29 protein-coding genes and 2 pseudogenes are annotated in these 25,642 nt (G+C 45.2%); 16 read left to right on the plus strand and 15 right to left on the minus strand.

Annotation, left to right across the window (positions count from 1 at the left end; genetic code table 11):
- Positions 1–135 precede the first annotated feature (135 nt).
- On the minus strand, positions 136–1,233 hold the full coding sequence (zapE, locus tag MHM87_RS16555) for a cell division protein ZapE (protein ID WP_014948359.1): 1,098 nt from the start codon (positions 1,231–1,233) through the stop codon (positions 136–138).
- A gap of 255 nt (positions 1,234–1,488) precedes the next feature.
- Between zapE and MHM87_RS16560 the strand changes: the two genes are divergently transcribed.
- The 3 genes from MHM87_RS16560 to MHM87_RS16570 all read left to right on the plus strand — a co-directional run bounded on the left by MHM87_RS16560 (position 1,489) and on the right by MHM87_RS16570 (position 4,863).
- Positions 1,489–1,923: a DUF1043 family protein gene (locus MHM87_RS16560; RefSeq protein WP_014948358.1), complete on the plus strand. Its 435-nt coding sequence runs from the start codon at positions 1,489–1,491 to the stop codon at positions 1,921–1,923.
- An 88-nt stretch (positions 1,924–2,011) separates the two neighbouring features.
- Positions 2,012–3,373 (plus strand): DegQ family serine endoprotease, encoded by a 1,362-nt coding sequence (locus MHM87_RS16565; RefSeq protein WP_014948357.1) that lies wholly within the window; start codon positions 2,012–2,014, stop codon positions 3,371–3,373.
- A 419-nt stretch (positions 3,374–3,792) separates the two neighbouring features.
- On the plus strand, positions 3,793–4,863 hold the full coding sequence (locus tag MHM87_RS16570) for a trypsin-like peptidase domain-containing protein (RefSeq protein ID WP_014948356.1): 1,071 nt from the start codon (positions 3,793–3,795) through the stop codon (positions 4,861–4,863).
- A gap of 145 nt (positions 4,864–5,008) precedes the next feature.
- Here MHM87_RS16570 and murA read toward each other — a convergent pair whose 3' ends face one another.
- From murA to mlaF, 7 genes are all read right to left on the minus strand, one after another.
- Positions 5,009–6,271 carry a UDP-N-acetylglucosamine 1-carboxyvinyltransferase gene (murA, locus tag MHM87_RS16575; RefSeq protein WP_239260274.1) on the minus strand — a complete coding sequence of 421 codons (1,263 nt, stop codon included), beginning with the start codon at positions 6,269–6,271 and terminating at the stop codon, positions 5,009–5,011.
- A gap of 12 nt (positions 6,272–6,283) precedes the next feature.
- The gene (locus MHM87_RS16580; protein ID WP_012517351.1) at positions 6,284–6,541 is read right to left on the minus strand and encodes a BolA family protein; all 258 of its coding nucleotides are present in this window, start codon (positions 6,539–6,541) and stop codon (positions 6,284–6,286) included.
- 29 nt (positions 6,542–6,570) lie between these two features.
- Positions 6,571–6,879 carry an STAS domain-containing protein gene (locus MHM87_RS16585; RefSeq protein WP_014978399.1) on the minus strand — a complete coding sequence of 103 codons (309 nt, stop codon included), beginning with the start codon at positions 6,877–6,879 and terminating at the stop codon, positions 6,571–6,573.
- Complete coding sequence (locus MHM87_RS16590) at positions 6,876–7,541, minus strand: ABC transporter substrate-binding protein (RefSeq protein ID WP_014948352.1); 666 nt, start codon at positions 7,539–7,541, stop codon at positions 6,876–6,878. Before MHM87_RS16590 ends, MHM87_RS16585 begins: the two co-directional genes overlap by 4 nt.
- Before the next feature lie 118 nt (positions 7,542–7,659).
- Positions 7,660–8,133, minus strand: coding sequence for an outer membrane lipid asymmetry maintenance protein MlaD (gene mlaD, locus MHM87_RS16595; RefSeq protein WP_014948351.1), 474 nt, complete (start codon positions 8,131–8,133; stop codon positions 7,660–7,662).
- Between the two features lie 9 nt (positions 8,134–8,142).
- Positions 8,143–8,919 carry a lipid asymmetry maintenance ABC transporter permease subunit MlaE gene (mlaE, locus tag MHM87_RS16600; protein WP_239260276.1) on the minus strand — a complete coding sequence of 259 codons (777 nt, stop codon included), beginning with the start codon at positions 8,917–8,919 and terminating at the stop codon, positions 8,143–8,145.
- Positions 8,916–9,716: a phospholipid ABC transporter ATP-binding protein MlaF gene (gene mlaF / locus MHM87_RS16605; protein ID WP_014948349.1), complete on the minus strand. Its 801-nt coding sequence runs from the start codon at positions 9,714–9,716 to the stop codon at positions 8,916–8,918. The genes mlaE and mlaF overlap by 4 nt, the downstream gene beginning before the upstream one ends.
- A gap of 849 nt (positions 9,717–10,565) precedes the next feature.
- On the opposite strand from mlaF, the gene MHM87_RS16610 reads away from it, so the two are divergent.
- The 12 genes from MHM87_RS16610 to mgtE all read left to right on the plus strand — a co-directional run bounded on the left by MHM87_RS16610 (position 10,566) and on the right by mgtE (position 19,945).
- Positions 10,566–11,522, plus strand: coding sequence for a calcium/sodium antiporter (locus MHM87_RS16610; RefSeq protein WP_014948348.1), 957 nt, complete (start codon positions 10,566–10,568; stop codon positions 11,520–11,522).
- A gap of 2 nt (positions 11,523–11,524) precedes the next feature.
- Positions 11,525–12,505, plus strand: a complete 981-nt coding sequence (locus MHM87_RS16615) for a KpsF/GutQ family sugar-phosphate isomerase (RefSeq protein ID WP_061094262.1) — start codon at positions 11,525–11,527, stop codon at positions 12,503–12,505.
- Positions 12,506–13,054, plus strand: coding sequence for a 3-deoxy-manno-octulosonate-8-phosphatase KdsC (gene kdsC / locus MHM87_RS16620; RefSeq protein WP_239218699.1), 549 nt, complete (start codon positions 12,506–12,508; stop codon positions 13,052–13,054). It abuts the gene before it with no gap.
- The gene (gene lptC / locus MHM87_RS16625) at positions 13,051–13,629 is read left to right on the plus strand and encodes an LPS export ABC transporter periplasmic protein LptC (RefSeq protein WP_014948345.1); all 579 of its coding nucleotides are present in this window, start codon (positions 13,051–13,053) and stop codon (positions 13,627–13,629) included. Before kdsC ends, lptC begins: the two co-directional genes overlap by 4 nt.
- Positions 13,598–14,152: a lipopolysaccharide transport periplasmic protein LptA gene (gene lptA / locus MHM87_RS16630; protein WP_014948344.1), complete on the plus strand. Its 555-nt coding sequence runs from the start codon at positions 13,598–13,600 to the stop codon at positions 14,150–14,152. Before lptC ends, lptA begins: the two co-directional genes overlap by 32 nt.
- Before the next feature lie 2 nt (positions 14,153–14,154).
- Positions 14,155–14,880 (plus strand): LPS export ABC transporter ATP-binding protein, encoded by a 726-nt coding sequence (gene lptB / locus MHM87_RS16635; RefSeq protein WP_168462917.1) that lies wholly within the window; start codon positions 14,155–14,157, stop codon positions 14,878–14,880.
- Between the two features lie 73 nt (positions 14,881–14,953).
- Entirely contained in the window at positions 14,954–16,435 is a 1,482-nt protein-coding gene (locus tag MHM87_RS16640; protein WP_239260279.1) for an RNA polymerase factor sigma-54, read from the plus strand.
- A 30-nt stretch (positions 16,436–16,465) separates the two neighbouring features.
- Positions 16,466–16,753 carry a ribosome hibernation promoting factor gene (gene hpf, locus MHM87_RS16645; protein ID WP_012517338.1) on the plus strand — a complete coding sequence of 96 codons (288 nt, stop codon included), beginning with the start codon at positions 16,466–16,468 and terminating at the stop codon, positions 16,751–16,753.
- Between the two features lie 13 nt (positions 16,754–16,766).
- A complete protein-coding gene (gene ptsN, locus MHM87_RS16650) occupies positions 16,767–17,210 on the plus strand; it encodes a PTS IIA-like nitrogen regulatory protein PtsN (RefSeq protein WP_014975727.1) in 444 nt (147 codons plus the stop codon).
- Between the two features lie 84 nt (positions 17,211–17,294).
- Positions 17,295–18,140, plus strand: a complete 846-nt coding sequence (gene rapZ, locus MHM87_RS16655; RefSeq protein ID WP_014948340.1) for an RNase adapter RapZ — start codon at positions 17,295–17,297, stop codon at positions 18,138–18,140.
- Positions 18,140–18,412, plus strand: a complete 273-nt coding sequence (locus tag MHM87_RS16660) for an HPr family phosphocarrier protein (RefSeq protein ID WP_014948339.1) — start codon at positions 18,140–18,142, stop codon at positions 18,410–18,412. Before rapZ ends, MHM87_RS16660 begins: the two co-directional genes overlap by 1 nt.
- A 174-nt stretch (positions 18,413–18,586) precedes the next feature.
- Positions 18,587–19,945 (plus strand): magnesium transporter, encoded by a 1,359-nt coding sequence (gene mgtE, locus MHM87_RS16665; protein WP_014948338.1) that lies wholly within the window; start codon positions 18,587–18,589, stop codon positions 19,943–19,945.
- A 50-nt stretch (positions 19,946–19,995) separates the two neighbouring features.
- Here the strand turns inward: mgtE and MHM87_RS16670 are convergent.
- Positions 19,996–20,223 (minus strand): annotated as a pseudogene (locus tag MHM87_RS16670) (winged helix-turn-helix domain-containing protein); the annotation flags it as partial.
- Here MHM87_RS16670 and MHM87_RS16675 point away from each other — a divergent pair.
- Positions 20,220–20,720, plus strand: a pseudogene (locus MHM87_RS16675) (spondin domain-containing protein); the annotation flags it as partial. The pseudogenes MHM87_RS16670 and MHM87_RS16675 sit on opposite strands and share 4 nt — an antisense overlap.
- Before the next feature lie 184 nt (positions 20,721–20,904).
- On the opposite strand, the gene MHM87_RS16680 reads toward MHM87_RS16675, so the two are convergent.
- The 6 genes from MHM87_RS16680 to rpsI form a co-directional block, all read right to left on the minus strand.
- Positions 20,905–21,378 carry a ClpXP protease specificity-enhancing factor gene (locus MHM87_RS16680; RefSeq protein WP_014948334.1) on the minus strand — a complete coding sequence of 158 codons (474 nt, stop codon included), beginning with the start codon at positions 21,376–21,378 and terminating at the stop codon, positions 20,905–20,907.
- Positions 21,375–22,007, minus strand: a complete 633-nt coding sequence (gene sspA / locus MHM87_RS16685; protein WP_012517332.1) for a stringent starvation protein SspA — start codon at positions 22,005–22,007, stop codon at positions 21,375–21,377. Before sspA ends, MHM87_RS16680 begins: the two co-directional genes overlap by 4 nt.
- 168 nt (positions 22,008–22,175) lie before the next feature.
- Positions 22,176–22,910: a cytochrome c1 gene (locus MHM87_RS16690; protein WP_015066276.1), complete on the minus strand. Its 735-nt coding sequence runs from the start codon at positions 22,908–22,910 to the stop codon at positions 22,176–22,178.
- Complete coding sequence (locus tag MHM87_RS16695; protein ID WP_239260281.1) at positions 22,907–24,172, minus strand: cytochrome bc complex cytochrome b subunit; 1,266 nt, start codon at positions 24,170–24,172, stop codon at positions 22,907–22,909. The genes MHM87_RS16690 and MHM87_RS16695 overlap by 4 nt, the downstream gene beginning before the upstream one ends.
- A gap of 1 nt (position 24,173) precedes the next feature.
- Complete coding sequence (gene petA / locus MHM87_RS16700) at positions 24,174–24,806, minus strand: ubiquinol-cytochrome c reductase iron-sulfur subunit (RefSeq protein ID WP_014948331.1); 633 nt, start codon at positions 24,804–24,806, stop codon at positions 24,174–24,176.
- A gap of 437 nt (positions 24,807–25,243) precedes the next feature.
- Positions 25,244–25,636, minus strand: a complete 393-nt coding sequence (gene rpsI / locus MHM87_RS16705) for a 30S ribosomal protein S9 (RefSeq protein WP_014948330.1) — start codon at positions 25,634–25,636, stop codon at positions 25,244–25,246.
- Between the last annotated feature and the right edge of the window lie 6 nt (positions 25,637–25,642).

Genomic DNA, 25,642 nt, shown 5'->3' on the forward strand with positions numbered 1-25,642 from the left:
GTCGAATACGATTTACTATGCGACAGTGGAAAGCTGCACTCAAATGGTACAGCTCCATAGTTGACGCAGCCTGGGCCGGAGGCATATGAAATTAAATTCGTGGGGATCCCTCAGACTCTGACCCCATATTTATGCTTACGGTAAGTGCTCGGTTGCTAGGTAGTCGTGTGACTGCATTTCCTTTAAGCGGCTAAGACAGCGTCTGAACTCAAAATTAAGTAGCCCCTCGGTGTACAAGCTTTCCAGCGCGACTTCTGCAGATATGATCAGCTTTACATTTCGCTCGTAAAATTCGTCCACCATCGCAATAAAACGACGCGCCACATCGTCATTATGCTGGCCCATTTCCCTAACATTGGCTAAAAGCACTGAGTGATAACAACGGCTTAACTCAATGTAGTCGCTCTGGCTTCTAGGCCCGCCACACAAGGCTTTAAAATCAATCATCAATACCCCGTCAGCGTTTCTAAGCGTCGGTATTTTTCGGTTGTTCACCTCAATATCTTCGCCTTTAGAGCCTTCTTCCGGAGCTAATTGAGAAAAGTAGCTATGCAAGTTTTCGGTGGCTTCGCCATCAAGTGGGTAGTGATAAATTTCGGCTTGCTCTAACGTTCTAAGACGATAATCAATACCGCTATCAACGTTTACTACGCGGGTATTCTGATTGAGTAGATCGATAGCAGGTAAGAACCGCGCACGCTGTAATCCGTTTTTATACAAATCGTCAGGGACTATGTTCGACGTCGCCACCAGCACAATTCCGTGACCAAACAGCTCTTCCATTAACGTGCCTAAAATCATGGCATCGGTTATATCAGACACGAAAAACTCGTCAAAGCATATTACCCGCGCTTCTTTTGCTAACTTAGCCGCTACCAGCTTTAGCGGGTCTTGTGCGTTTTTAAGCTGCTTTAGTTCATCGTGCACACGGTACATAAAGCGGTGAAAATGCACGCGCATTTTCTTTTCGAAAGGCAAACAGTCGTAGAATGTATCTACTAAATAGGTTTTGCCTCGCCCTACACCACCGTAAAAGTAGATGCCCTGGATACCAGGCTTCGCATGGCCTTTCCCAAACGCTGCTTTTAACTTTACCCGCCACGTCGTTTTCTTTTCAGGTTGGGTAAGTTCATCAAACAAACGTTGAAGTTCTTTTACTGCATTTTCTTGCGCCGCGTCGTAATGAAAGTCAGACGACTGAAGATCTAGCTGATATTTTTCCCATGGCGTCATCGCCGAAACCACTCCGTACAAAAGTCAATAGCGGCGCTTGCTGCACCGACCTGCTTGAATTTCTCAATTATGACCTTAATTTTAATGGAAATCACGGTAGAATCTCACATTGAAATTCGACATACACCGAATAAATGTCACGATGTATGCGCTTTTCGGGTTCGACCTTGCTATATTCAGCGTATGGTCGAAAGCAGCTTTTAGATCGTAGAAGTAAAGGTCGGCTGCAAGATGTAGATTGATTCGGAGAATATAATGGAATTGTTAGTATCTCTTGCTTTGTTAGTAGTTGGGTTAATTATTGGCTTTTTCGCAGGTCGCTTTTTTCAACAAAAGCAGGGCGCAGGCAATACTGCACAGACTGAGAAGCAAGTTAAAGAGATCCTCGCACAGCAGGCGCAACACCACATTCATCAAACTCGTCAAAGCTTAGAGAGCATTGAAAGCCAGTGCGAAACCTTAAAGCAACAAATTGAAGAGTATGAATTGCTGCTTGAGCAAGGCAGCGATGATGACAGCAAAGTTCCTTTTTATGGGGAACAAGCAACTACGTATTTACGTAACAACCTAAAAGGGTCTGACAAATCGAGAGTTCAGCGTGTATCTGACACACAGCCAAGAGACTTCGCTAACTCGGGTTCTGGGCTGTTCGTCGGCGGTTCTGATAAGAATACCGCAGAAAAACAGTAACATCGGGAACTTTATCACGACCTCGGACTCTTTTAGTGAAACCATGCTATGTCGCATATAACATGAAGGAGTGTAAGCGAACATGAAAATGTCTTTCCGCCATTGTCTATTGGCGTCTGCCGTTGTTGTAAGTTCATTGGGCTTTACTGCTAGCACACAGGCGGCGTTACCGTTCTTTTCTGATAAGAAAGATGAAGTTCCCTCTTTAGCCCCTATGCTAGAAGAAGCTACCCCAGCGGTAGTGAGCATTGCGGTAGAAGGAACACAAACCTCTACGCAGCGTGTACCCGAGATGTTTCGCTACTTCTTCGGCGCCCCGCAAGAGCAGGTTCAAGAACGTCCTTTCCGAGGTCTTGGTTCTGGTGTCATCATTGATGCCGATAAAGGTTATGTCGTTACCAACAACCACGTTGTTGATAATGCAGATGAAATCACCGTAAAGTTAACTGACGGTCGCGAGTTTAAGGCGAAAAAGCTAGGCTCCGACGAGCAAAGCGATATCGCGTTACTTAAAATAGAACCTGATGATTTAAAAGCGTTACCGCTTGCCGATTCTGACGCGCTGCGCGTAGGTGACTTTGTAGTAGCAATAGGTAATCCGTTTGGTCTTTCTCAAACAGTTACCTCTGGTATTGTGAGCGCTCTGGGCCGCTCTGGCTTGAACATTGGCGGTTATGAAGACTTTATTCAGACCGACGCAGCAATTAACCGAGGTAACTCAGGCGGTGCGTTAGTTAACCTTCACGGTGAACTGGTTGGTATCAACACCGCTATTTTTGGTCCTAACGGCGGCAACGTCGGTATTGGTTTTGCTATTCCTGCCAATATGATGAAAAGCCTAATTGATCAAATTGCAGAATTTGGTGAAGTTCGCCGTGGCCTTCTAGGCATTTTAGGTAGCGATATTGACGCGGGCCTTGCCGAAGCCATGAATGCGGAAGTGAACATTGGTGCGTTCGTGAGCGAAGTGCAGCCAGACTCTGCCGCTGAAAAAGGTGGTCTGCAAGCCGGTGATATTATTACTGCCATTAATGGTCGTAAACTTCATAGCTTCCAAGAACTGCGCGCAAAAATTGCGAGTATGGGCGCGGGCGCTGAAGTTGAGCTCACGGTAATGCGCAAAGGTAAGAAAATGAATGTAGACGTTGTATTAGATGACGCTACTGATACGACAGTGACGGCTGCTCAAATTCACCCAGCCCTAGAAGGAGCAACCCTGTCTAACGGCACTGACGATGCTGGGAATGCTGGTGTAGTGGTTTCTGATATCGAGCGTGGTGCGCCTGCGGCGCGAATTGGCCTTCAATCTGATGATGTGATAATTGGCGTTAACCGCGTACGTACGTCCACGGTTGCAGAGTTTAGAAATGCACTAGACGAAGCCAAAGGCGTTATCGCACTCAATGTAAAACGTGGAAACTCTACGCTTTATTTGGTAATCAGACAGTAGCAATGTAGCTCTTCAATTACATCCTCCGCTCAGACGCGTTGGTGTCCAAGCTGGAAATTAGCATAAAAACGGCGCTTTATAAGCGCCGTTTTTGTTTTCAAATGATAACCGTTGAAAACAGTGTGCTCCTAGCTTCCTAACGGGGCTTCTTTTCGGACTCCTCTGATAAGCCGCATTCTCGAGCTACACCTATGTCCACGTAAATAAGGCTGTATGAACAGCATGAAAGGTTTTGAAGTACATGCTAGTGCAAATTGAGTTGCACAAAATTTGCGTTTCATTACGGTAGTTTATTAAATAAAGTGATATCCTTTGCCGTAAGATGATAATTTAAGAATGTTGCGCTTTAAGATTGTGAAGTAGTGCTGAGTTAACGGCACGTATTAATTAAGTGCGACAGATAACAAAAAGTGTGATTTGTGACTGGCCGCTCAATTTTTAACTTCTTACTAAAATCTGTATTTCTTGGCGTAGCTGTTGCTGCATTACTGTTAGTTTTCCTACCCGATCTACGTCAAGGCAAAGGCCTTGCTCAAGGGTTCTTTAACTCCCCCTCAGTAAGCGCTAGTCGCGAAAGCTATTTTACTGCTCTAAGTCGCTCTGCGCCTGCAGTAGTCAATATCTACAGCGTCAGTATTGAGAACGGTTCAGGCCTATTCAGAAATCAATCTCGTGGGCGCACCAATTTGGGTTCTGGCGTTATCATGACAGAAAATGGCTATTTGCTTACCTGTCACCACGTAGTTGCAGATGCAGATAGCATTTACGTAGCGGTTCAAGATGGACGTATTTTGGAAGCGCAAATTGTGGGCACCGACCCACTGACCGACCTTGCCGTGTTAAAAGTCACCGCTGATAACCTGCACATTATTCCTCAGGTGTCAGAACCTGACACCCATGTGGGTGATGTGGTGATGGCGATTGGTAATCCTTTCGATTTGGGACAAACCATTACTCAAGGCATAGTAAGCAGAGCCGGACGAAATGGTCTATCTAATTATGTTGATTTCATTCAAACCGACGCAGTTTTGAACCAAGGTAATTCTGGTGGTGCGCTGGTAGATAGCAATGGTATTTTGCTGGGTATCACTAACGCCAACTTCCAGGTGCTAGATTCAAATAATCGCGCTCGCAATGTAGACGGCATTAACTTTGCCGTGCCTTACGAATTAGCTAAGCGAGTCATGGATGAAATTATCAGCAATGGACGTGTTGTTCGCGGGCAGCTTGGTTTTGTTGGCGGTGAAAACCGCAACCGACCAGGCATAGACGTTTCAGCAGTAGCTAAAGGCAGCCCTGCCGACATCGCGGGTATCCGCCCTGGCGACATCATAGTAGCCATAGACGGCGTACGTTTAGAAAGCGCATCAAAAACGTTGGATATGATTGCCGAAACCGAGCCCGGTACAGAACTTGAAATTGAGCTCAGCCGCGACGGGCGTTCGATTACTCTTACGGCAACGGTCGCAGAGCTTCGCGCTGGTCAATAAGTATTGTTGGAGCTGGCAGATTAGTTCGGCTTCCCGAGTTTTAAACGTGAAGATTTAATACCAGCCCGCGTAGATAATAGACACAAAAAAAGCGCCAGATAGATATGCTATCTGGCGCTTTTTCGTAGAAGTGCGAAACCTTGAGTTATTCTTTCACTCTTTCAATGATGGCACCCAAGCCACCCAGCTTCTCTTCAATGGCTTCATAACCACGGTCTAAGTGATAAATGCGATTCACGTGAGTCTCACCTTCTGCGATGAGCCCAGCTATCACCAAGCTTGCCGACGCGCGCAGGTCAGTAGCCATTACCGGAGCTCCTTTAAGGCTTGAGCTGCCTTTAGACACTGCTGAGTTCGCTTCTAACGCGATTTCTGCGCCCATACGTTGTAACTCTGGCACGTGCATGAAGCGGTTTTCAAAAATGGTTTCTGTAATTACGCCCGTGCCTTCGGCAACACAGTTCAAGGTAACAAACTGCGCCTGCATATCCGTAGGGAATGCTGGGTGTGGTGCGGTTTTAACTTGCACAGCCTGCGGTTTGCGCCCTTCCATGTCTAGCTCTATCCAGTCATCACCAGTGGTGATTTTAGCTCCGGCCTGCTCTAGCTTATCTAGCACCGCATCTAATGTATCTGGCGCCGCATGAGTACAGCGTATTTTCCCACCTGTCACAGCGGCCGCTACCAAGAAAGTACCGGTTTCTATACGGTCAGGCAGCACTGCATAATCACAACCGTTTAAGGTTTCCACGCCCTCAATGGTTATTTTATCGCTTCCTGCACCGCTAATTTTCGCGCCCATCTGAATAAGACAGTTTGCTAAATCAACGATTTCGGGCTCGCGTGCCGCGTTTTCAAGAATGGTTGTTCCGTCAGCCAGCGCCGCTGCCATCAGTAGGTTTTCAGTGGCACCCACGCTTACCATATCCATGAAAATACGCGCACCTTTCAGACGACCATCGACTTCGGCTCGAATGTAGCCTTCGTCTACTTCAATCTTCGCGCCCATCTTTTCAAGGCCAGTTAAATGAAGATTTACTGGACGCGCACCTATAGCACAGCCACCTGGCAAAGAGACATTCGCTTTACCTTGCTTAGCTAGCAATGGGCCAAGTACTAAGATAGACGCACGCATAGTACGTACTAACTCATAGGACGCTGTAACGCTTTGTAGCGTACTCGCATCGATAACGATATCGTTAGGTGCGGGTAGTGCGACTTCAACACCTAATTCACGCAAAAGTGCCGTCGTAGTATTGATGTCACGAAGACGAGGAACGTTGGTGTAACGACAAGGAGAGTCAGTCAGCAAGCTTGTCATCAACAATGGCAAGGCCGCGTTTTTAGCGCCAGAGATGCGCACGGTACCGTTGAGCGCAGGGCCCTTTTTAATTACGAGTTTATCCACGTGCTACGCCTATTATTGAGGAATATTAAACTGGCGCTCACGCTCCCAGTCTTTTACTGAAAACGTCTTGATGGTAATTGCATGCATGCTGCCGTCTGCAATTTTATCAGCCAAAGGCGCATATACCGCTTGCTGGCGCTTCACACGGCTCATTTCATTAAAAGCATCGCTTACCGCAATAATATTAAAATGCGAACCTTCGCCCTTTACATGGACTTCGTGAAGGTCTAACGCATCTTTCAAGATTTTTTCAATTTCAGACAATTCCATAACTTACTTCTTAATTCGCTAACGGGTGTTTATTCTACGGGTAAAAAGCTATCTGCGTCGCTTATTTTAGCAAGCTTACGTAGCTTCTCTGGCATTTTATATAGGCTCATGCTAACACCATTTTGCTTTGCATCCCTAACGGCATTAATAAGCCAAGCCAAACCTGCACTGTCTGCGCGCTCAACGTCACTTAAATCAACAAGACATCTTTTATTGTTAATCAAGGTACTACGCTCATTTCCGTTCAAACTATCCCAGAAATTCTTCGACAGCGTTTCACGGTCAAGATGACCGTGAACCACTACATTGCCTTTGTCGTTTACCTCGAATAGGCTCACTCAGCCTCTCCTTCGATTTCGATTGGCTCGCCTTGCTTAAGCTCAACTGGCTTACCAATTTTGTCGCGCATTAGTGCGATAACTGCATCGATACCGTCTTGACGAAGGATTGATTCAAATTCGCTACGCTTGCTGTTTAGCATGCTGATGCCTTCAGCAACCATATCGTAGGCTTTCCACTCGTTCGTTTTACTATCTTTACGAACTTTAAAAGCAATTTTGATTTCAGGGCGGTTTGGATCTTGAACCACTGCACGCACTGTTACTGATTTTTTATCATCAAAAGATGATTCAGGCTCAAAGATGACTTCTTGGTTGTCGTAGTAGCCCATTGCCACAGCGTAGGTTGTTACCAAATATTGACGAAATACGCTGATGTACTCGCCCATCTTCTCTTGAGGTACTGACTTAAAGTGTTTACCTAGTACCATAAAAGCAGCGAATTTGTAGTCGATATGAGGTACTAATTCTTCTTCCATAATAGTGCGTAGCATTTCAGGATCAGCTTTAATCGCTGCTTGGTTCGCTTTGATGCGCTCAAACGTGCGGTTTGCTACGTCTTGAACCAATTCATACGGGTTTTGTTCATTAACTTCTTGTGCATTCGCTATGCCCGCTACAGACATCATGAAGATGCCAAGTGCTACCATAAACTTTTTCAAAATTACTCTCCTAACTTAAAACTCTATTTAGCAGACCTGATGGCAATCTAATAAGTTTCATCACGCCGCTGGAATAATTTAACGACCTGGTAATATACGTCTGGCCGTAATACTGCGATTAGTCTTCGTCGCTTCCGCGATTAAATAAGAACTGACCAATGAGATCTTCAAGAACCAAAGCTGACTTAGTATCCTGAAGGTAATCGCCATTCTGTAAATTAGCGACACCGTCGAAAGAGAAGCCAGGTTGGAAACCAACATACTGTTCGCCTAGCAAACCCGAGGTCAAAATAGACACAGAGCTGGTTTCTGGAAAGCCGTTGTATTCATTTAAAATTGACAGCTCAACCACTGGCGTAAAATCTTCTTGGTCTAGCGTAATCGATGACACACGGCCAACCGTTACCCCACCAACCTTTACTGCCGATCTCGGCTTTAAGCCGCCAATATTGTCGAATTTTGCGTATAACGTGTAGGTATCGCCTTCGGTGGCTACCGTTTGGTTTGCTACTTTCAGTGCCAATAACAACAACGCACCGATTGTAAGCATGACAAACACACCAACCATTACTTCCGTTTTATACTTACTCATTCCGATCCCCTATTCGATACCAAACATAAGGGCGGTTAGCACGAAGTCCAGCCCTAATACTGCTAATGATGAATAGACCACCGTTTCGGTAGTCGCTTTGCTGATCCCTTCCGATGTTGGAATAGAATCGTAACCTTTAAATATGGCAATCCACGTCACAACCAAGGCAAACACGAGGCTTTTTATTACGCCGTTTATGACATCCTCGTTCCAATCTACTGTCGATTGCATAACTGACCAGTAGCTGCCTGCATCAACGCCTAACCAATCAACACCCACTAAGTGGCCGCCTAAAATACCAATGGCACTGAAAATAATGGCAAGCATAGGCATCGCTAACATTCCCGCCCAAAAACGCGGTGCGACAATACGTCGTAGCGGGTCTACCGCCATCATCTCTAAACTACTCAGCTGCTCAGTGGCTTTCATTAAGCCTATTTCAGCTGTTAAGGCTGAGCCAGCTCGCCCAGCAAAAAGCAATGCGGTAACTACCGGACCAAGCTCTCTTAACAATGAAAGTGCGACCATGGGGCCTAAGCTACCTTCTGCGCCATAATCAACCAAAATGGTGTAGCCTTGTAGCGCCATTACCATGCCGATGAATAACCCCGACACCATAATAATTAGCAGCGACTGAACGCCCACTACATACAATTGCTTAATCACCAGCGGTACATTTTTAAGCCGAGGAACAGCGATTAACGCACCGAATAACATAAGAGCTGCTCGACCAACCGCAGTGACCTTCCCTATCGTTTTAGCGCCTATTGATTGGAAGAACTTCATTTATCTGCCCCCAAGAAGCTTGCTTTCAAATCAGGTGCAGGATAATGAAATGGTACCGGACCATCTGCTTTTCCTTTCAAGAACTGTTGGACTAATTCAGAGTCACTTTCTTTGATTTGCTGCGCCGTTCCTTCCCCGATAACCCGCTTGTCAGCTAAGATATAAATATAATCGGCAATGGTCAGTACTTCAGTGACATCGTGAGTCACCACAATACTGGTTAGATTAAGTGCGTCGTTTAATTCACGAATAAGCTTAACCAGCACACCCATTGATATAGGATCTTGTCCGGCAAAGGGTTCGTCGTACATGATTAAATCTGGATCTAGTGCAATTGCCCTTGCCAAAGCAGCCCTGCGCGCCATACCACCAGACAATTCACTAGGCATTAATTGAGCTGCACCGCGCAATCCTACTGCCTGTAGCTTTAAAGCGACAATTGTCGCAATAACGTCTTCAGAAAGTTTTGTATGTTCGCGAAGTGGAAACGCCACGTTATCGAACACACTCATATCGGTAAAAAGTGCACCACTTTGAAAAAGCATGCTCATTCTACGACGTGTCTCATATAGCGTTTTTCTCGACATAGAAACAATCGAATCGCCGTCGAATCTAACGTCACCTTCATCTGGCGTTAACTGCCCGCCAATAAGGCGCAGCAGCGTGGTTTTACCTATACCACTTGGCCCCATTACCGCAGTAATTTTGCCTTTGGGTACCTTTAGCGATATCCCATCATAAATGATGCGATCGGCGCGCTTAAAGGTAAGGTTATCTACTTCAACTAAATGATCCATAGTTACTTAAATGTCGACCCCTGACGTTGGATTGAGAGCTTATAAAATAACGCGTTCAATCCACTTAGAAAATTTTAAAATTATAAGAGTAAGTGAGTATTCAATTTCTGTGCCTTCACTTGATCCACTCTTAAGGTTTACTGCACAGTTTACTTTATGAGCGCATAAAATCAAAAAAGTTTACTCTCCAGTGTACTTTTTTGATTTTATATCGCCAGACATTGCTTAGAACACCTTGTCTGGGCGGTGTAATTTAAGGGCATTGTACGCTTTTTCAAGCCCCTCGCCAAAGTCAAAAAGTTACAAGTTATGTTCGATTAAGACGAATTATATACCAGTCCGTATAGATTATTACCCACGCAGCGAGGTTTAAAATGTTCGTAATCGCGGCGTGTTACCGCAGGTATAGTGGTTCTACATCAAGGTGACACAGCAAAGAGTACGGACATTATAAACTCGCCCTTCGGGAAGGTCTGGCAAACTTCCTAGCTTCATTCTGGGAATTTGAAAGGGAACAGCCATTCCTGCATTCCCACGCTTCGCTAGGAAACTTGCCAGCGCCTTCTGAGTGGGCAATTATCTATGCGGACTGGTATTCGGTATCTCACGCCCAAGTGCCCATCTAGTATCCTACAAGCCTCCCAAATCAATCCTAATACCATCCTATTTTGTTGTTTCTTAACTGAAACTGAATATGACGTCTTGTGTGTGTAAGTGCGACCTAATTTGCGTATTCAGCGGAAATTTACGTCAATTGACAGTATTTGGCGAAAATAAAACGCTGCGAGCATAGGCAAATGGCACTCTTTTTGCGACAATCTAGCGAAATACTTTCTATTACAGGTTGTTGTGCTTTTAAACATTGTCATTTTTCTTGTTGGGCTGATTGTACTGAGTTGGAGCGCTGACCGGTTTGTATATGGCGCCTCAGCATTAGCAAAAAACATCGGCATTTCTCCAATGATGATCGGACTAACGATTGTCGCTATGGGATCTTCGGCACCTGAAATTGTGGTTTCCGCCATAGCCTCCGCAAATGGCAATATGAACACCGCCGTGGGTAACGCGCTAGGTTCTAACATCACGAACATCGCGCTAGTTTTAGGTATAACCGCGCTAGTGAAACCATTGCTTGTTTCATCAACAACATTAAAGCGCGAGCTTCCAGCACTCCTTATCATCTCATTGATTGCTATTGGCTTTATGTTTGACGGTGAACTTAAGTCTTATGAAGGCATTATCCTACTAGGCCTGTTCATTTTCGTACTGGCAATGATGGCGTGGTTGTCGCTACAGGTAGATAAAGAAGACCCTCTGGTTGCGGAAACCGCAGATGAAATCCCCAAAGGCGTTTCAAATACGTCAGCCCTCATTTGGATTGGTGTAGGCCTTGTAATACTGCCATTAAGTGCTCACTTTTTGGTGAACTCAGCAGTAGAAATTGCCAGATACATGGGCATTTCGGATTTAGTTATCGGACTAACAATTATTGCATTTGGTACAAGTCTACCTGAACTAGCAGCAAGTGTTGCGGGTGTACTAAAAGGTGAAGACGATTTAGCACTGGGTAATATCATCGGGTCAAATATCTTCAACCTACTTGCCGTTCTTGGCATGCCCGGGTTAATCGCGCCAGGTATCCTGGACCCTGACGTTTACAACCGAGATATGTACGTAATGCTTGGTTTAACATTATTATTGTTCTTGTTCAGCTTCGATTTAATCGGCAAACGTACAATATCAAGAACAAATGGATTCATACTTCTGGCTTGCTTTATCGGCTATCAATTCTGGCTATTCGGATAATCATGAATACACAAACTCAGATGAACTATATCGACTCAGCGAAGCGCGTTATTGAAATTGAAACGCAAGCTATTGCTAATCTGGCAGAGCGCTTAAACAATGAATTTATCGCTGCCTGTAATATTCTCTTTGCCTGCAAGGGTAAAGTTGTCGTGAGTGGTATGGGAAAGTCTGGGCATATCGGAAATAAAATTGCCGCTACGCTTGCCAGTACAGGTACTCCTGCGTTTTTCATGCACCCTGGTGAAGCCAACCATGGCGACTTGGGCATGCTAAGCAAAGGCGATGTCTTACTCGCCATCTCTAATTCTGGCGAGACTAACGAACTCGTTAACTTATTGCCCGTAGTTAAACGCTTAGGCATACAGGTGGTCGCCATGACCAACAGTGCTTCCAGTTCATTAGGGCAACACGCAGATGTCGTGCTTGATATCAGCGTTGAAAAAGAAGCGTGTTCGCTAGGTCTTGCTCCTACGTCAAGCACAACCGCCACACTGGTTATGGGTGATGCGCTTGCGGTAGCACTGCTCGACCAAAAAGGTTTCACCTCAGATGACTTTGCGCTTTCGCACCCAGGCGGCAGTTTAGGCAGAAAACTTCTGCTTAAAGTTAGCGATATCATGCAAAGCGGCAGTGATATCCCCCTTGTCCATGCCAGTGCTTCTGTTGCTGACGCACTGCTGGAAATATCTAAAAAGGGGTTGGGTATGACAGGCGTGATAGCGGCAGACGGTACGCTGACAGGCGTCTTTACGGATGGCGACCTACGACGAATTCTCGATGCCCGCGTAGACGTACACAGTGCGACAGTAGAAGAAGTAATGACTAAAGGCGGCAAGACTACCACCGCAGGTCAGCTGGCTGTAGAAGCCCTGAATTTGATGGAAACCCATAAAATTAGTGCGTTAATGGTTACTGACGATAAGCGCAAACCTGTTGGGGCTTTTAACATGCATATGCTACTAAAAGCAGGAGTGCTTTAAATGACATCCACCTTGTACACGGAAATGAATGACTCGCTTTTCGCAAAACTAGCCAAGATAAAGTTGCTGGTATGCGACGTTGATGGTGTGTTCTCAGATGGCCGAATTTACTTAGGTAACGACGGTGAAGAACTTAAAGCATTCCATACCCGTGATGGATATGGTGTAAAAGCGCTAGTGAGCAATGGAGTGAATGTCGCGGTTATTACTGGACGTCGCTCTGCCATTGTTGAAAATAGAATGAAGGCACTGAATGTTGCACATATAATTCAAGGCGAAGAGAATAAAGCAGACGCGCTTAGCGACCTGATGAAACGCCTTGAGTTAAACACTGACGAAGTGGCTGCGGTAGGTGATGACATGCCAGATACGGGTATGTACAAGCACGTTGCGGTTAAAATTGCGGTTGCCGATGCCCATCCTTACGTAGCAAAACAAGCAAACTGGATTACGACCCTTCCCGGTGGGTTTGGCGCGGTCCGAGAAATATCGGATACCATTTTGCAGGCCAAAGGGGTAACAAATGAGATTTTTGGAGCTAGTGTATGAGCCTGTTTGGCTTTAATCGCTTAGGATTAAGTATATCGGCGCTATTTATTCTGGCGATGCTGATGTACATCCCTACGTGGATGGAAGAGCAGCCTGAAACGCAGGGGAATCGTGAAAACGATGCGCTAAAGCCCGCCTACAAAGCAAAAAATCTAACCACTACGCTGTACAATCAAGACGGTGAGTTAAATCACAAAGTATTTGCAGAGTCGATGGAGCATTACGACCAGCTTGGCTTTGTATTGTTTCAGCAACCTAAATACACCCTTTATACAGAAAACGCGTCATCACCATGGGTGGTAACCGCTGATGAAGGTACACTATACAATAACGAGCTAATCCAGCTGGAAAACCAAGTTAATATTGAGAACCAAACTGGCGATGACTTTGTCAGAAGTATATCGACCGAGTACATTCAAATTAATTTAGAAACCAAGCAAATGACATCTGACCAACCCGTTGAAATACTGGGCACCCAATATGTCATTTTAAGTAATGGGTTTAACGCGAATTTACGCACACAAGAATACGAGCTTTTAGATCATGTACAAACCACTTATTCCCCTAGCAACTAGTTTATTGCTTGCCATCGCTAGCGGTGCGGTACACGCCAGTGAAGATGATTTTTCGCAGCCCATAAAAATAGGCTCGAACACCCAGTTTATCGACGGTAAAAATAAAACTGCGTTGTACAAAGACGACGTACTCATAACTCAAGGCTCTTTGGTTATTGAAGCTGACGAAGTGGAAGTAATTGCCACTGACGGTGGTGGTCGTGAAATATTTATTGCTAGAGGAAAGCCGGCAAGCTATTCCCAGCAATTGGAAGACGGCACGCCCGTTTCGGCAAAAGCAAATGAAATACGCTATGAAGTGGTAAACCGAACGATTTCTCTTGCCGGAAACGCAGAGTTGAAACAAGACACCAGTAAAGTACAGGGTGACAACATCACGTTCGATATGATTACCGAGCAATTGCTAGCGACTGGCGGCGCAGGTAAGGATGGTGAGGGTCGAGTGACCACAGTATTCACACCTGAGACCATTCGCAAAACTTCGTCTAAGAAAGACAAAAAAGACAACGAGGGCAATGAATAGCAATGGCAACTTTGAGCGCTAAAAATCTTGCTAAGGCTTACAAGTCACGACAGGTTGTTCGAGATGTAAGTCTGTCTGTCTCAACGGGTCAAATTGTTGGTCTTCTTGGCCCAAATGGCGCTGGTAAGACCACCACATTCTACATGATTGTTGGTTTAGTGAATCTGGATAAAGGCAAGATTGAAATCGACAACAATGAGCTAACTCATCAGCCCATGCACGAGCGCGCACGCCGCGGAATTGGCTACCTACCGCAGGAAGCCTCTATTTTCAGAAAGCTCACAGTGCATGAAAATATCATGGCCATTTTGCAAACCCGTAAAGATTTAAATTCACAACAGCAAGAAGAAGAAGCAGATGCGCTACTTGATGAATTTAATATTAACCATATACGTAATAGTACGGGGATGAGTTTGTCAGGGGGCGAACGCCGTCGCGTTGAGATTGCCCGCGCTCTGGCAGCAAAACCGCAATTTATTTTGTTAGACGAACCATTTGCTGGTGTTGATCCAATATCAGTTAATGATATAAAGAAGATAATACAACATCTTCGCGATAGGGGTATTGGAATCCTTATCACGGACCATAACGTACGAGAGACATTGGATGTTTGTGAAAAGGCGTACATTGTGAGTCATGGCGAGCTTATTGCGCAAGGAACGGCGGAACAGGTTTTAAGTAATCAAAAAGTAAGGGATGTATACCTAGGCGAACAATTCAGGCTATAGTTAATGTAACCGAATTGTCATTTTTCAGTTTCGCTCTGGTATATTCAATTTAGAGCATTTAAATAAGACGTAGATGAAATCATCTTTACAGCTAAAATTTAGCCAACAACTTACCATGACACCACAGCTTCAGCAGGCCATTAAACTGCTGCAGCTTTCTACACTTGATCTTCAACAAGAGATCCAAGAAGCGCTCGATTCTAATCCGCTATTAGAAGTTGAAGAAGGTAACGACGAGCCGCAACTAGAAAAGAACAATATCGACAACGATGACAGCGGCTCTGAGGCCACTGCTTCTGCATCTAGTGACACACTAGAAGCCGGCGATGCACTTGAGAAAAACGATCTTCCCGATGAGCTGCCAATCGACAGCACATGGGACGAATACTACTCTGCTTCATCTTCGCCAGCTCCAGGTCCATCCAATGACGACGAGCAAATCTTCCAAGGTGAGACTACTGAAGATATTCAAGAGCACCTTCTTTGGCAAATGCGCCTTACCCATTTCTCGGATACCGATCGCGCAATCGCTACAGCAATCATCGACTCTATTGACGAGTCAGGTTATTTAACCGTTACCCTTGATGATATTTTAGAAGCGGTTAACGATGATGATATGGAAGAGCCGATTGAAATGGACGAAATAGAATGTGTGCTAAAGCGCATTCAGATGTTCGACCCTATTGGTTCTGGCTCACGCTCTCCACAAGAATGTTTGATGGTGCAATTGCGTCAATTTTCAGAAGACACACCGTGGCTTGCTGAAGCGAAGCAACTGATTGAAGAGTACTCTGACTTACTGAGCAGCAAAGACTATCGTACGCTTATGCGTAAAAGCCGATTGAAAGAAGATCAGCTACGCGAGGCAATGCGTTTACTGCAAACCTTGAATCCTCGCCCAGGTAGTGCTTTAGTTACTAAAGAGCCTGAGTACGTTATTCCTGATGTCTCAGTAACCAAGAAAAATGGCCGTTGGGTGGTTGAGCTGAACCCCGACAGTCTGCCTAAGTTAAGCGTAAATCAACAATACGCTGCAATGAGTCGCCGTGCCAAGAATAGTAGCGATTCACAATTCATCCGCTCACACATGCAAGAGGCTAAGTGGTTCATAAAGAGCCTTGAATCTCGTAACGAAACCTTAATGAAGGTTGCAAACTGCATTGTGCAGCAGCAAATGGGCTTTTTTGAGCACGGCCCGGAAATGATGAAACCAATGGTGCTAAATGATGTCGCAGAAATGGTAGATATGCACGAATCCACTATTTCGCGAGTGACAACGCAAAAGTACATGCATACGCCACGTGGAATCTTCGAATTGAAGTATTTTTTCTCAAGCCACGTTGCAACAGAGTCTGGTGGTGAATGTTCATCTACAGCGATTCGTGCATTGATCAAGAAATTAGTGGCCGCTGAAAAGCCTAGCAAGCCGCTAAGTGATAGCAAGATTGCTTCATTGTTGGCCGAACAGGGCATTAAAGTTGCCCGGCGAACAATAGCAAAGTACCGGGAATCGTTGTCGATCCCGCCGTCGAACCAACGCAAAAGCCTTATTTAATCGGGCTTAATAATATAAGGAAGACGAAATATGCAAATCAACCTTACTGGTCATCATGTCGAAATCACCGACTCTTTGCGTAATTATGTCGATACGAAGTTCAGCAAACTTGAACGTCACTTTGATCACATTTCTAATGTGCATGTCATCCTGAACGTTGAAAAATTAAATCAAAAAGCCGAAGCGACCGTTCATTTAAGTGGCGCTGAAGTATTCGCATCCTCAGAAAATACCGACATGTATGCGGCGATTGACAGCATGGTTGATAAACTCGACCGGCAGGTAATCAAGCATAAGGAAAAACTGAAAAAACATTAGTAGTTAATTAAGCATGGATATACAAGCCATCGTAAGTCTGGACCGCACCGAGTGTGCGGTTCAGTGTAATAGTAAAAAGCGAATTCTTGAGATCATCGCTGATATCGCTGCCAAGCAAAACGAGAACATTGATCAGGCAACGGTACTCAACAGTTTGATGGCTCGAGAGCGTATGGGTAGTACAGGCATTGGCAATGGTATCGCCCTGCCCCACGGACGCCTGCCGGGCCTCGAGAAAGTGATTGCCATTGTTGTAACCAGCACGCCAGCAATCGACTTCGACGCCCTTGACGAGAAACCCGTAGACATCTTTTTTGCTCTACTCGTTCCTGAGGAACAGACCGAAGGACACCTTCAAACGCTGGCCACCGTGGCTGGTAAACTAAGCGACAAAGAAACGATTAAAGCAATACGTCGCGCAACGACAAGCGACGATATTCTATCTGCATTAAGTTAAACATTAAGCGCCTATTAACCGTTTAGTAGGCGCCTAATTCAACAACGCGTATGTGATAAAACCAGAGTATTAGGGAGAAAGTAGGTGAAGCTGATAATAATCAGTGGTCGTTCGGGGTCTGGTAAGTCTGTCGCACTTCGCGCATTGGAAGATTTAGGTTATTACTGTGTTGATAATATCCCGGTAAACTTACTTCCCACCTTAACCCATACAGTTGTTGACGAGTACGATCAGGTTGCGGTAAGTATCGATGTGAGAAACTTACCTAAAAATCCTGACGATTTGGTAGAAATTCTAGACTACCTGCCTTCTTCGTGGTCGATGACCATTGTTTACATTGACGCGAGCGATGATGTACTGGTTAAGCGTTTTAGCGAAACACGTCGTCTTCACCCTCTCGCCAAGCTTAATAAATCGCTTTCAGAAGCCATTAAAGCCGAGTCTGCCCTACTTGCTCCTATTGCTGAGCGCGCAGATTTATATCTAGATACAGATAAGCTTACCATTCACCAACTGGCAGAGTTAATTCGAGAGCGTATCCTGGGTAAGAAAAGCTCACGCCTTGTGCTTGTGTTTGAGTCGTTTGGCTTTAAGCACGGCATTCCTAAAGATGCGGATTACGTTTTTGATGCCCGCTTTTTACCTAACCCCCACTGGGAGCCCGACCTTAAACATCTGACCGGATTAGACGCACCAGTAGAAGTATTTTTGGGGTCGCAGCCTGTAGTGACCAAGTTCATTTGGCAAATTCAGAATTTAATAACGACATGGCTGCCTCATTTAGAACGCAATAACAGAAGTTACGTAACCGTAGCCATTGGCTGTACTGGCGGGCAACACCGTTCGGTTTATATCGCACAGACCCTGTCGAAAACCTTCAGTGAAATACACCCTGATGTTCAAATTCGCCATAGAGAGCTGAATCAGTAATGACTATTCAAAAAACGCTAACTATCGTCAATAAGTTAGGGTTGCATGCGAGAGCGGCGACCCAACTGGTTAAACTGGCTAATCAATTCGACGCTAAAATCATCTTAAAAAAAGGCGATAAAGAAGCAGACGCAAGCAGTGTATTGGGATTAATGATGCTTGAAAGCCATCAAGGTGAACAGGTAGATGTGATTGTGGACGGCAGTGATGCTGTTGATGCACTTGCAGCTATTGAAGAGCTTATTGAGGGCAGATTTAACGAAGACGAATAGTCTTACTTACCCAATCCATTGACCAATTAATCAACACTTAGCGCAGTTATCTTAAAATCCTGCGCAAAACCTACGCAATTATCATGACAGACTCATCATAATTGCGATATTCTACGCCCACTTAGGCTCTATGGCCTGCATTGTTCATCTTTTAGCTTGTAGGAATAACGCCTTATGGCAGAAGCGCTTGTTTCTAAATACGTACAAACTCAGTTACGCGCACTCAACGCTGCGTTGACCAACGGTCAATTCGTATCTGTACGTAAGCTTCTGCTTGAATTACCGCCTTCAGACGTCGCCCACATTCTTGAATCTAGCCCTAGCAGAACCCGTGACGAATTATGGGAGCTCATTGATGGTGACTTTCACGGCGACATTTTAGAAGAACTGTCTGACGATGTTCGAAACGGTATCATTACAAAAATGCTTCCCGCTAATGTGGTTGACGCACTTGAAGAGATGGATACCGATGACTTAGCAGAGACGCTAAGCAGCCTTCCCGAGCCAGTATTGGCCGATATTCTAGATTCGATGGATGCACAAGATCGCGTGCGCGCAGAGCAAGCGCTGTCTTACGGTGAGGAAACCGCTGGTTTCATCATGAACACCGACACCATCACTTTACGTCCAGATGTGACCATTGACGTGGTTCTGCGCTATATCCGCTTAAAAGGTGAGCTACCTGAGAATACGGATACGTTTTACGTGGTAAACCGAACTGACAACCTTGTTGGTATTGTTCCGGTTACCCGTTTACTCACCGCAGATACCGACGATAAAGTGTCTGACGTTATGGATGAGGAATCTGAAGCGATTCCTGTGAATATGCCAGACGATGAAGTCGCAAGCCTGTTCGAGCGATACAATTGGCTTTCAGCACCTGTTGTAGATGAAAACCATCGCTTAGTGGGCCGAATTACCATTGATGACGTGGTTGATATTATTCGTGAGGACGCCGAGCACTCGATGATGAGTATGGCGGGTCTTGATGATGACGAAGATACCTTTGCACCCGTTATGCAAAGTACCAAACGACGCTCGGTGTGGCTGGCGGTAAACTTAGTGACGGCGCTAATGGCTGCGATGGTGAGTGATCTATTTGAAGCAACGCTGAGCCAACTGGCTGTGTTAGCTATTTTAAATACCATTGTCCCTAGTATGGGCGGTGTAGCGGGTAATCAGACGCTAACGCTAGTTATTCGCGGTATGGCATTAGGCCATGTTAACGCGAGTAACTCACGATGGCTTATCAGTAAAGAAATATCCATCGGCTTTTTAAACGGTGCCATTTGGGCGGTGCTTATTGCCTCTGTCATCGCGTTATGGAAACAAGATTACATGCTGGGCGTAATTATTGCCTTTGCCATGATGGTAAACATGATTGCGGCTGCTTTAGCGGGTGCAACCTTACCTATGATCATGAAGCGTCTTAAGATAGACCCTGCCCTAGCTGGCAGTGTTATCTTAACTACGATAACCGATGTAGTGGGTATTTTTGCTTTCTTAGGTACTGCGACGCTGTTTCTAATTTAAGTTAATTTTGAACTCTCATGCCTGATAGGGCATGGTGAGCTAAAAAATACTCATGCAATAAGCGCTTTCGCTATATATCCATTGACGTTCAACTTGTAACCCACACCCCAGACGGTTTCTACTAGCTGTCCACCATTTTCAATACTGTTGATTTTATCAAGCTTAGTGCGTAAACGATTTATATGGGTATTCACCGTGTGCTCGTAGCCTTCGTGGTTATAGCCCCACACCTCACTGAGCAATTGATTGCGAGAAAAAACTTGGTTTGGATTACGACAATGATTCAAATACGTGGCACCGTTTTGGCGGACTTCTTGCGCCGAAAGCTACGTTAAGCTATCCCTTCGATACTATGGACAAGCCATATCTTTCGCTACTTTCCATGCTAATACCTACTAACGACGCTTTTGTTGGTATGGACAGTATTGAAATTCCAACCGAGCCGGGTACCTACACTTATTACCTTAATGCATACGACGCCGGTACTGAGCTTATCGATGAATTAAATAGTGCCCGTACAGATGTTGTTGAAGCTGGGACCGGAAACGCGCTGGGTGGATATGGCGTACCGGGTGTTGCCGGTGGCGGTGGTGAAGCAGCGGGTTATGATGTGGTGAGGGATGATCTTGCCGATGCAGTAAGACTTCACCAAGGTGTAGTTACTAGTGCAAACGCTGACGATCCAAGCCGTGAGGGTCTATCCACATCGGTACTAACCGAGGCCCATCGCTTTGATTACCCAACGAGCCGCGCGGTGATAACCCGAACCCGTTAAATGGTTAAACACAGTACCACGTGAAAGCGCCCTATTACGCAGGTAATGGGGTGTTTTTACTTTTGTGCGAAGGGGAACCGGAGATAAAACTTAACGGGAATAAGAAAGATAAGCGCTGGCTTTGCTGAGTAGATAAACTTCACAAAACCAGGCTAATACGTTATTTGATAAGCTATTTAATAAACTATTTAATAACTTTGAGGGTAGGCTTACCCTTTTTAGGTGGAACAGGTGCGTCTTTCACGTCGCTTGCATCAGCATCTTCCAGCGACGTCGGTCCGCTAGGTTGAGAAACATCTTCAGATGTTTCTGGGCGCTCTTGCTGCGCACGAGCCACATCTTCTTCAGTGGCGAATACCGTACCTGCACCATTTTCTCTTGCGTAAATAGCCATTACCGCTTCACAAGGCATACTTAATCTTCTAGGTTGCCCAGAAAAGCGTGCTTGAAACGATAAGCCATCTAAATCAAGAGAAAAGTTAACACACGCACTAGGCGATACGTTTAAAACGATCTGACCGTCTTTAACGAACTCCTGCGGCACTTCAACCAACTCGTTGGTTGCATCTACCACAATGTACGGCGTTAAGTCGTTATCAACAATCCACTCATAAAAAGCCCTAAGCAAATAGGGCTGGTTTGACGTCATAGATGTCATAGCGGGTTGTGGATCTCACGCTCTTGGTCAGTCAAAGACGCTTTAAATGAGCTACGAGAGAAAATACGGTTCATGTAAGCGTTAATTTCTTTGCTGCCAGCACCGTTTAGTTCAATACCTAGTGCAGGTAAACGCCATAATAGCGGAGCAAGGTAGCAATCAACTAAGCTGAACTCTTCGCTCATAAAGTAAGGCATTTCACCAAATACAGGCGCAAGAGATAGCAAAGCTTCACGCAGCTCATTACGTGCTGCTTCTACATCACCTTCGCCACGGAAAATACGGGCAGCAAGCGAGTACCAGTCTTGCTCGATGCGGTGCATCATAAGGCGGCTCTGACCACGTGATACTGGGTAAACCGGCATAAGTGGTGGATGAGGGAAACGCTCATCAAGGTATTCCATGATGATGTGCGACTTGTAAAGTACAAGCTCGCGATCAACTAGAGTTGGAACAGTACCGTAAGGGTTAAGCTCCAACAGATCTTCAGACAGGTTGCTAGGATCTGTGTAGCTGATTTCAACACCCACACCTTTTTCTGCCAACACAATACGCACCTGGTGGCTATAAATATCAATTGTGTCAGAGAACAACGTCATAATAGAACGTTTATTCGCGGCTACGGCCATTCAATTTCCTCCGTCGAGAAACAAGTTTACGCTTACAAACGGTAAGCTTATTACGTTAACTCGTGCTACCTGAACACCCTATACAAAAGGGTTTTCAGGTAGCACGAGTAAATACCAAAAAAAGGGGGCGAGAAGCCCCCTTTTCATATTATACATAAATCTGTGCGATTAGTGCACTTCTCGCCAGTATTCTTTCTTCAATAAGTAAACAAATACGAACAATACTGCGATAAAGATAAGCACCCACTTACCGATTTTGTGAGATTCAAGTTTCGCAGGCTCACCTGTGTACTCCAAGAAGTTCACGATATCGGCAACGGCTTGGTCGTACTCGTCAGGAGACATTGCGCCAGTACCATCTGACTTAATGCCTACATAACGCTTGACCATCTCACCATCAACCATTTGCTCTTCATAAGTGCGCGTTGGCGTACCTTGAAGTGGCTGAAGCACGTGTGGCATACCCACTTCTGGGAACACTGTGTTATTAACACCAAACGGGCGGCTTTCGTCAACATAGAAAGAGCGCAGGTAAGTGTAAATCCAGTCTTCACCACGAACACGAGCCACTAGCGTTAGATCTGGTGGAGCAGCACCAAACCACCCTGCTGCTGCCTCTTCAGGCATTGCACGAGTGATATAGTCAGACACCTTGTCACCCGTGAACTGCAAATACTCTTGGCCTAGTTCATCAGGAATACCCAAATCTTGGAATGAACGCTGATAGCGCTGATACTTCATTGAGTGACAGCCCAAACAGTAGTTCATGAACAACTGTGCACCGCGTTGTAAAGACGCCTTATCAGTCAAATCGATAGGCGCTTCATCTAGGTGTACGTTCCCGCCTGCCGCAAACGCGACGCCAGGTAGGAAGAAGGCTAAAAAGCACATCATTTTTTTCATTTAGAAATCCTCTCTGGCACTGGTTTAGTATTTTCGTTTTTGCTGTATAGGAACAGTGCAATGAAGAAACCGAAGTACATTACTGTTGCGATTTGCGAGGCAATGATTTTCCAGTTTTCTTGCGGCGTACCACCTAGGTAACCAAGGAAAACAAACACGATAGCGAACACAATTAGGTTTACTTTGTGTAGGCCACAGCGATAGCGCCATGATTTAACGCGACCACGGTCAACCCAAGGCAGAGCAAATAGCGCAGCAATAGCACCGAACATTGCTAATACACCGAATAGCTTATCAGGTACCGCTTTTAGTACCGCGTAGAACGGTGTGAAGTACCAAACAGGGAAGATATGCTCTGGTGTTTTAAGTGGGTTAGCAATTTCAAAGTTAGGGTGCTCTAGGAATTTACCGCCCATTTCAGGGGCAAAGAACAGCACGTAAGTGAACAATGCTAAGAATACACAGAACGCCACAAGGTCTTTAAGTACGATGTGTGGGAAGAACGGCAATACGTCATCAGCAATGTCGTACTTGCTTGTGTAGTATTCATGAATTTCATACTTCGTCTTTTCAGACTCAGGTAGTGAACCTTTCTTGTGCTTGATAGCGATACCATCAGGGTTGTTAGAACCCACTTCGTGAAGTGCAATAATGTGAAGGAACACAAGAATAACGATAACCAACGGCAACGCAATAACGTGTAATGCGAAGAAGCGGTTTAGTGTTGCGCCAGAGATAACGTAGTCACCTTGTAGCCAGATAACAAGGTCAGGACCAACAACAGGAATAGCACCAAATAGTGATACGATTACCTGCGCACCCCAGTAAGACATTTGTCCCCAAGGTAGAACGTAACCCATGAAAGCTTCTGCCATAAGCGCTAGGTAAATAAACATACCAAACACCCATAGAAGCTCACGAGGCTTCTGGTAAGAGCCGTAAATCATGCCACGGAACATGTGTAGATATACCACAATAAAGAACGCTGATGCGCCAGTACTGTGCATGTAACGAATGATCCAACCGTAGTCGATCTCACGCATGATGTATTCAACAGAAGCAAATGCGCCTTCTGAAGATGGAACGAAGTTCATGGTCAACCAAATACCAGTAACAATCTGGTTTACCAAAACAATAGTTGCTAGAAAACCGAACACATACCAGAAGTTCATGTTCTTTGGAGCAGGATATTGAAGAGCGTGCATATTCGCAACGCGCATCATTGGGATGCGTTCTTCAATCCAACCTAGGAAAGCATTCATATTACACGGCCTCCGCTTCTGAACCGATGATGATGTTATTGTCATCAACGAATTGATATGGCGGTACAACCAGGTTCAACGGTGCAGGAACGTTTTGGAATACACGTCCAGCCATGTCGAATTTCGAACCGTGGCACGGGCAGAAGAATCCATCTGGAACGCCTTCAACCACTTCTTCAAATGCACCGTCTTTAAGATGCTGTGGAGAACAACCCAGGTGAGTACAGATACCAACAAGGATAAGGTACTCTTCCTTCATTGAACGGAAACGGTTTTGAGCAAACGCAGGCTGCTGCTCAGCTTCAGAGTTAGGATCTTTCAGCTTATCTTCGTGCGCGCCTAGTTCTTCAAGAATTTCAGGCGTACGACGTACAATCCACACAGGCTTGCTTCGCCACATCACACGTACTAACTGTCCAGGCTCAATCCCGCTGATATCTACTTCAACGTCAGCACCGGCGGCTTTCGCTTTGGCGCTTGGATTCCAGGACGCAATAAAAGGCACAGCAGCACCAACGACACCTACACCACCAACTACCGACGTGGCAACGGTCAAGAACCGACGACGAGTGTTGTTTTCTGGCTGGTTTTCATTGTGTGCAGACTCTGTTGCATCTACAGATACATTGCTCATCCACATTTCTCCAGGTTTGGATAATTATGATGTGTAACCCAAGCTTATACTGGTTTTATCACGCTTGCGTCATGCATCATATGGCTTGTCATGACAGCGACGTAACAGTAAAAATTTACTGGTTTACGAGGTCACGAAAGTTTTCAAAATTTTCGACCGCAAATGATAAAAGAAAAGCCCTTATAAACACAAGGTTTTACTGATATTTAAGCGATAATTTAATTCAAAAGGTGTGTTTAGGTTTAGTGAGGGAAAGGCCTAAAATCAAGGTTTTGAAGAATATTTGGTTAGATAACACCAGCAAATTAAACCTTTGTTATGAATTGTAGAGGCTTGAAGACTTTACTGAATGTGGGACGCAGGCAACTTGTAATAGAAAAAAAGCAATAAAAAACCCGGCATAAGCCGGGTTTTTGAAAATACAAAAAACGTAAAAATTAACGCTTTGAGAATTGTGGACGCTTACGCGCTTTGTGTAGACCAACTTTCTTACGTTCAACGCGACGTGCGTCACGAGTAACGAAGCCAGCTTTACGAAGTGCTGGACGTAGTGCTTCATCATACTCCATAAGAGCACGAGTAAGACCGTGACGGATTGCACCCGCTTGACCGTTAGAACCACCACCTTTAACAGTGATGTATACGTCAAACTTTTCAGTCATTTCAACAAGTTCAAGTGGCTGACGAACAACCATGCACTCTGTTTCACGACCAAAGTACTCGTCAAGAGCGCGTTGGTTTACTTTAATGCTACCTGTGCCTGGACGTAGGAACACACGAGCAGTAGAACTTTTGCGGCGGCCTGTGCCGTAGTATTGAGTATCTGCCATGTTAAT

The sequence above is a fragment of the Alteromonas sp. Cnat3-28 genome (assembly GCF_022348265.1).
GTDB lineage: Bacteria > Pseudomonadota > Gammaproteobacteria > Enterobacterales > Alteromonadaceae > Alteromonas > Alteromonas macleodii.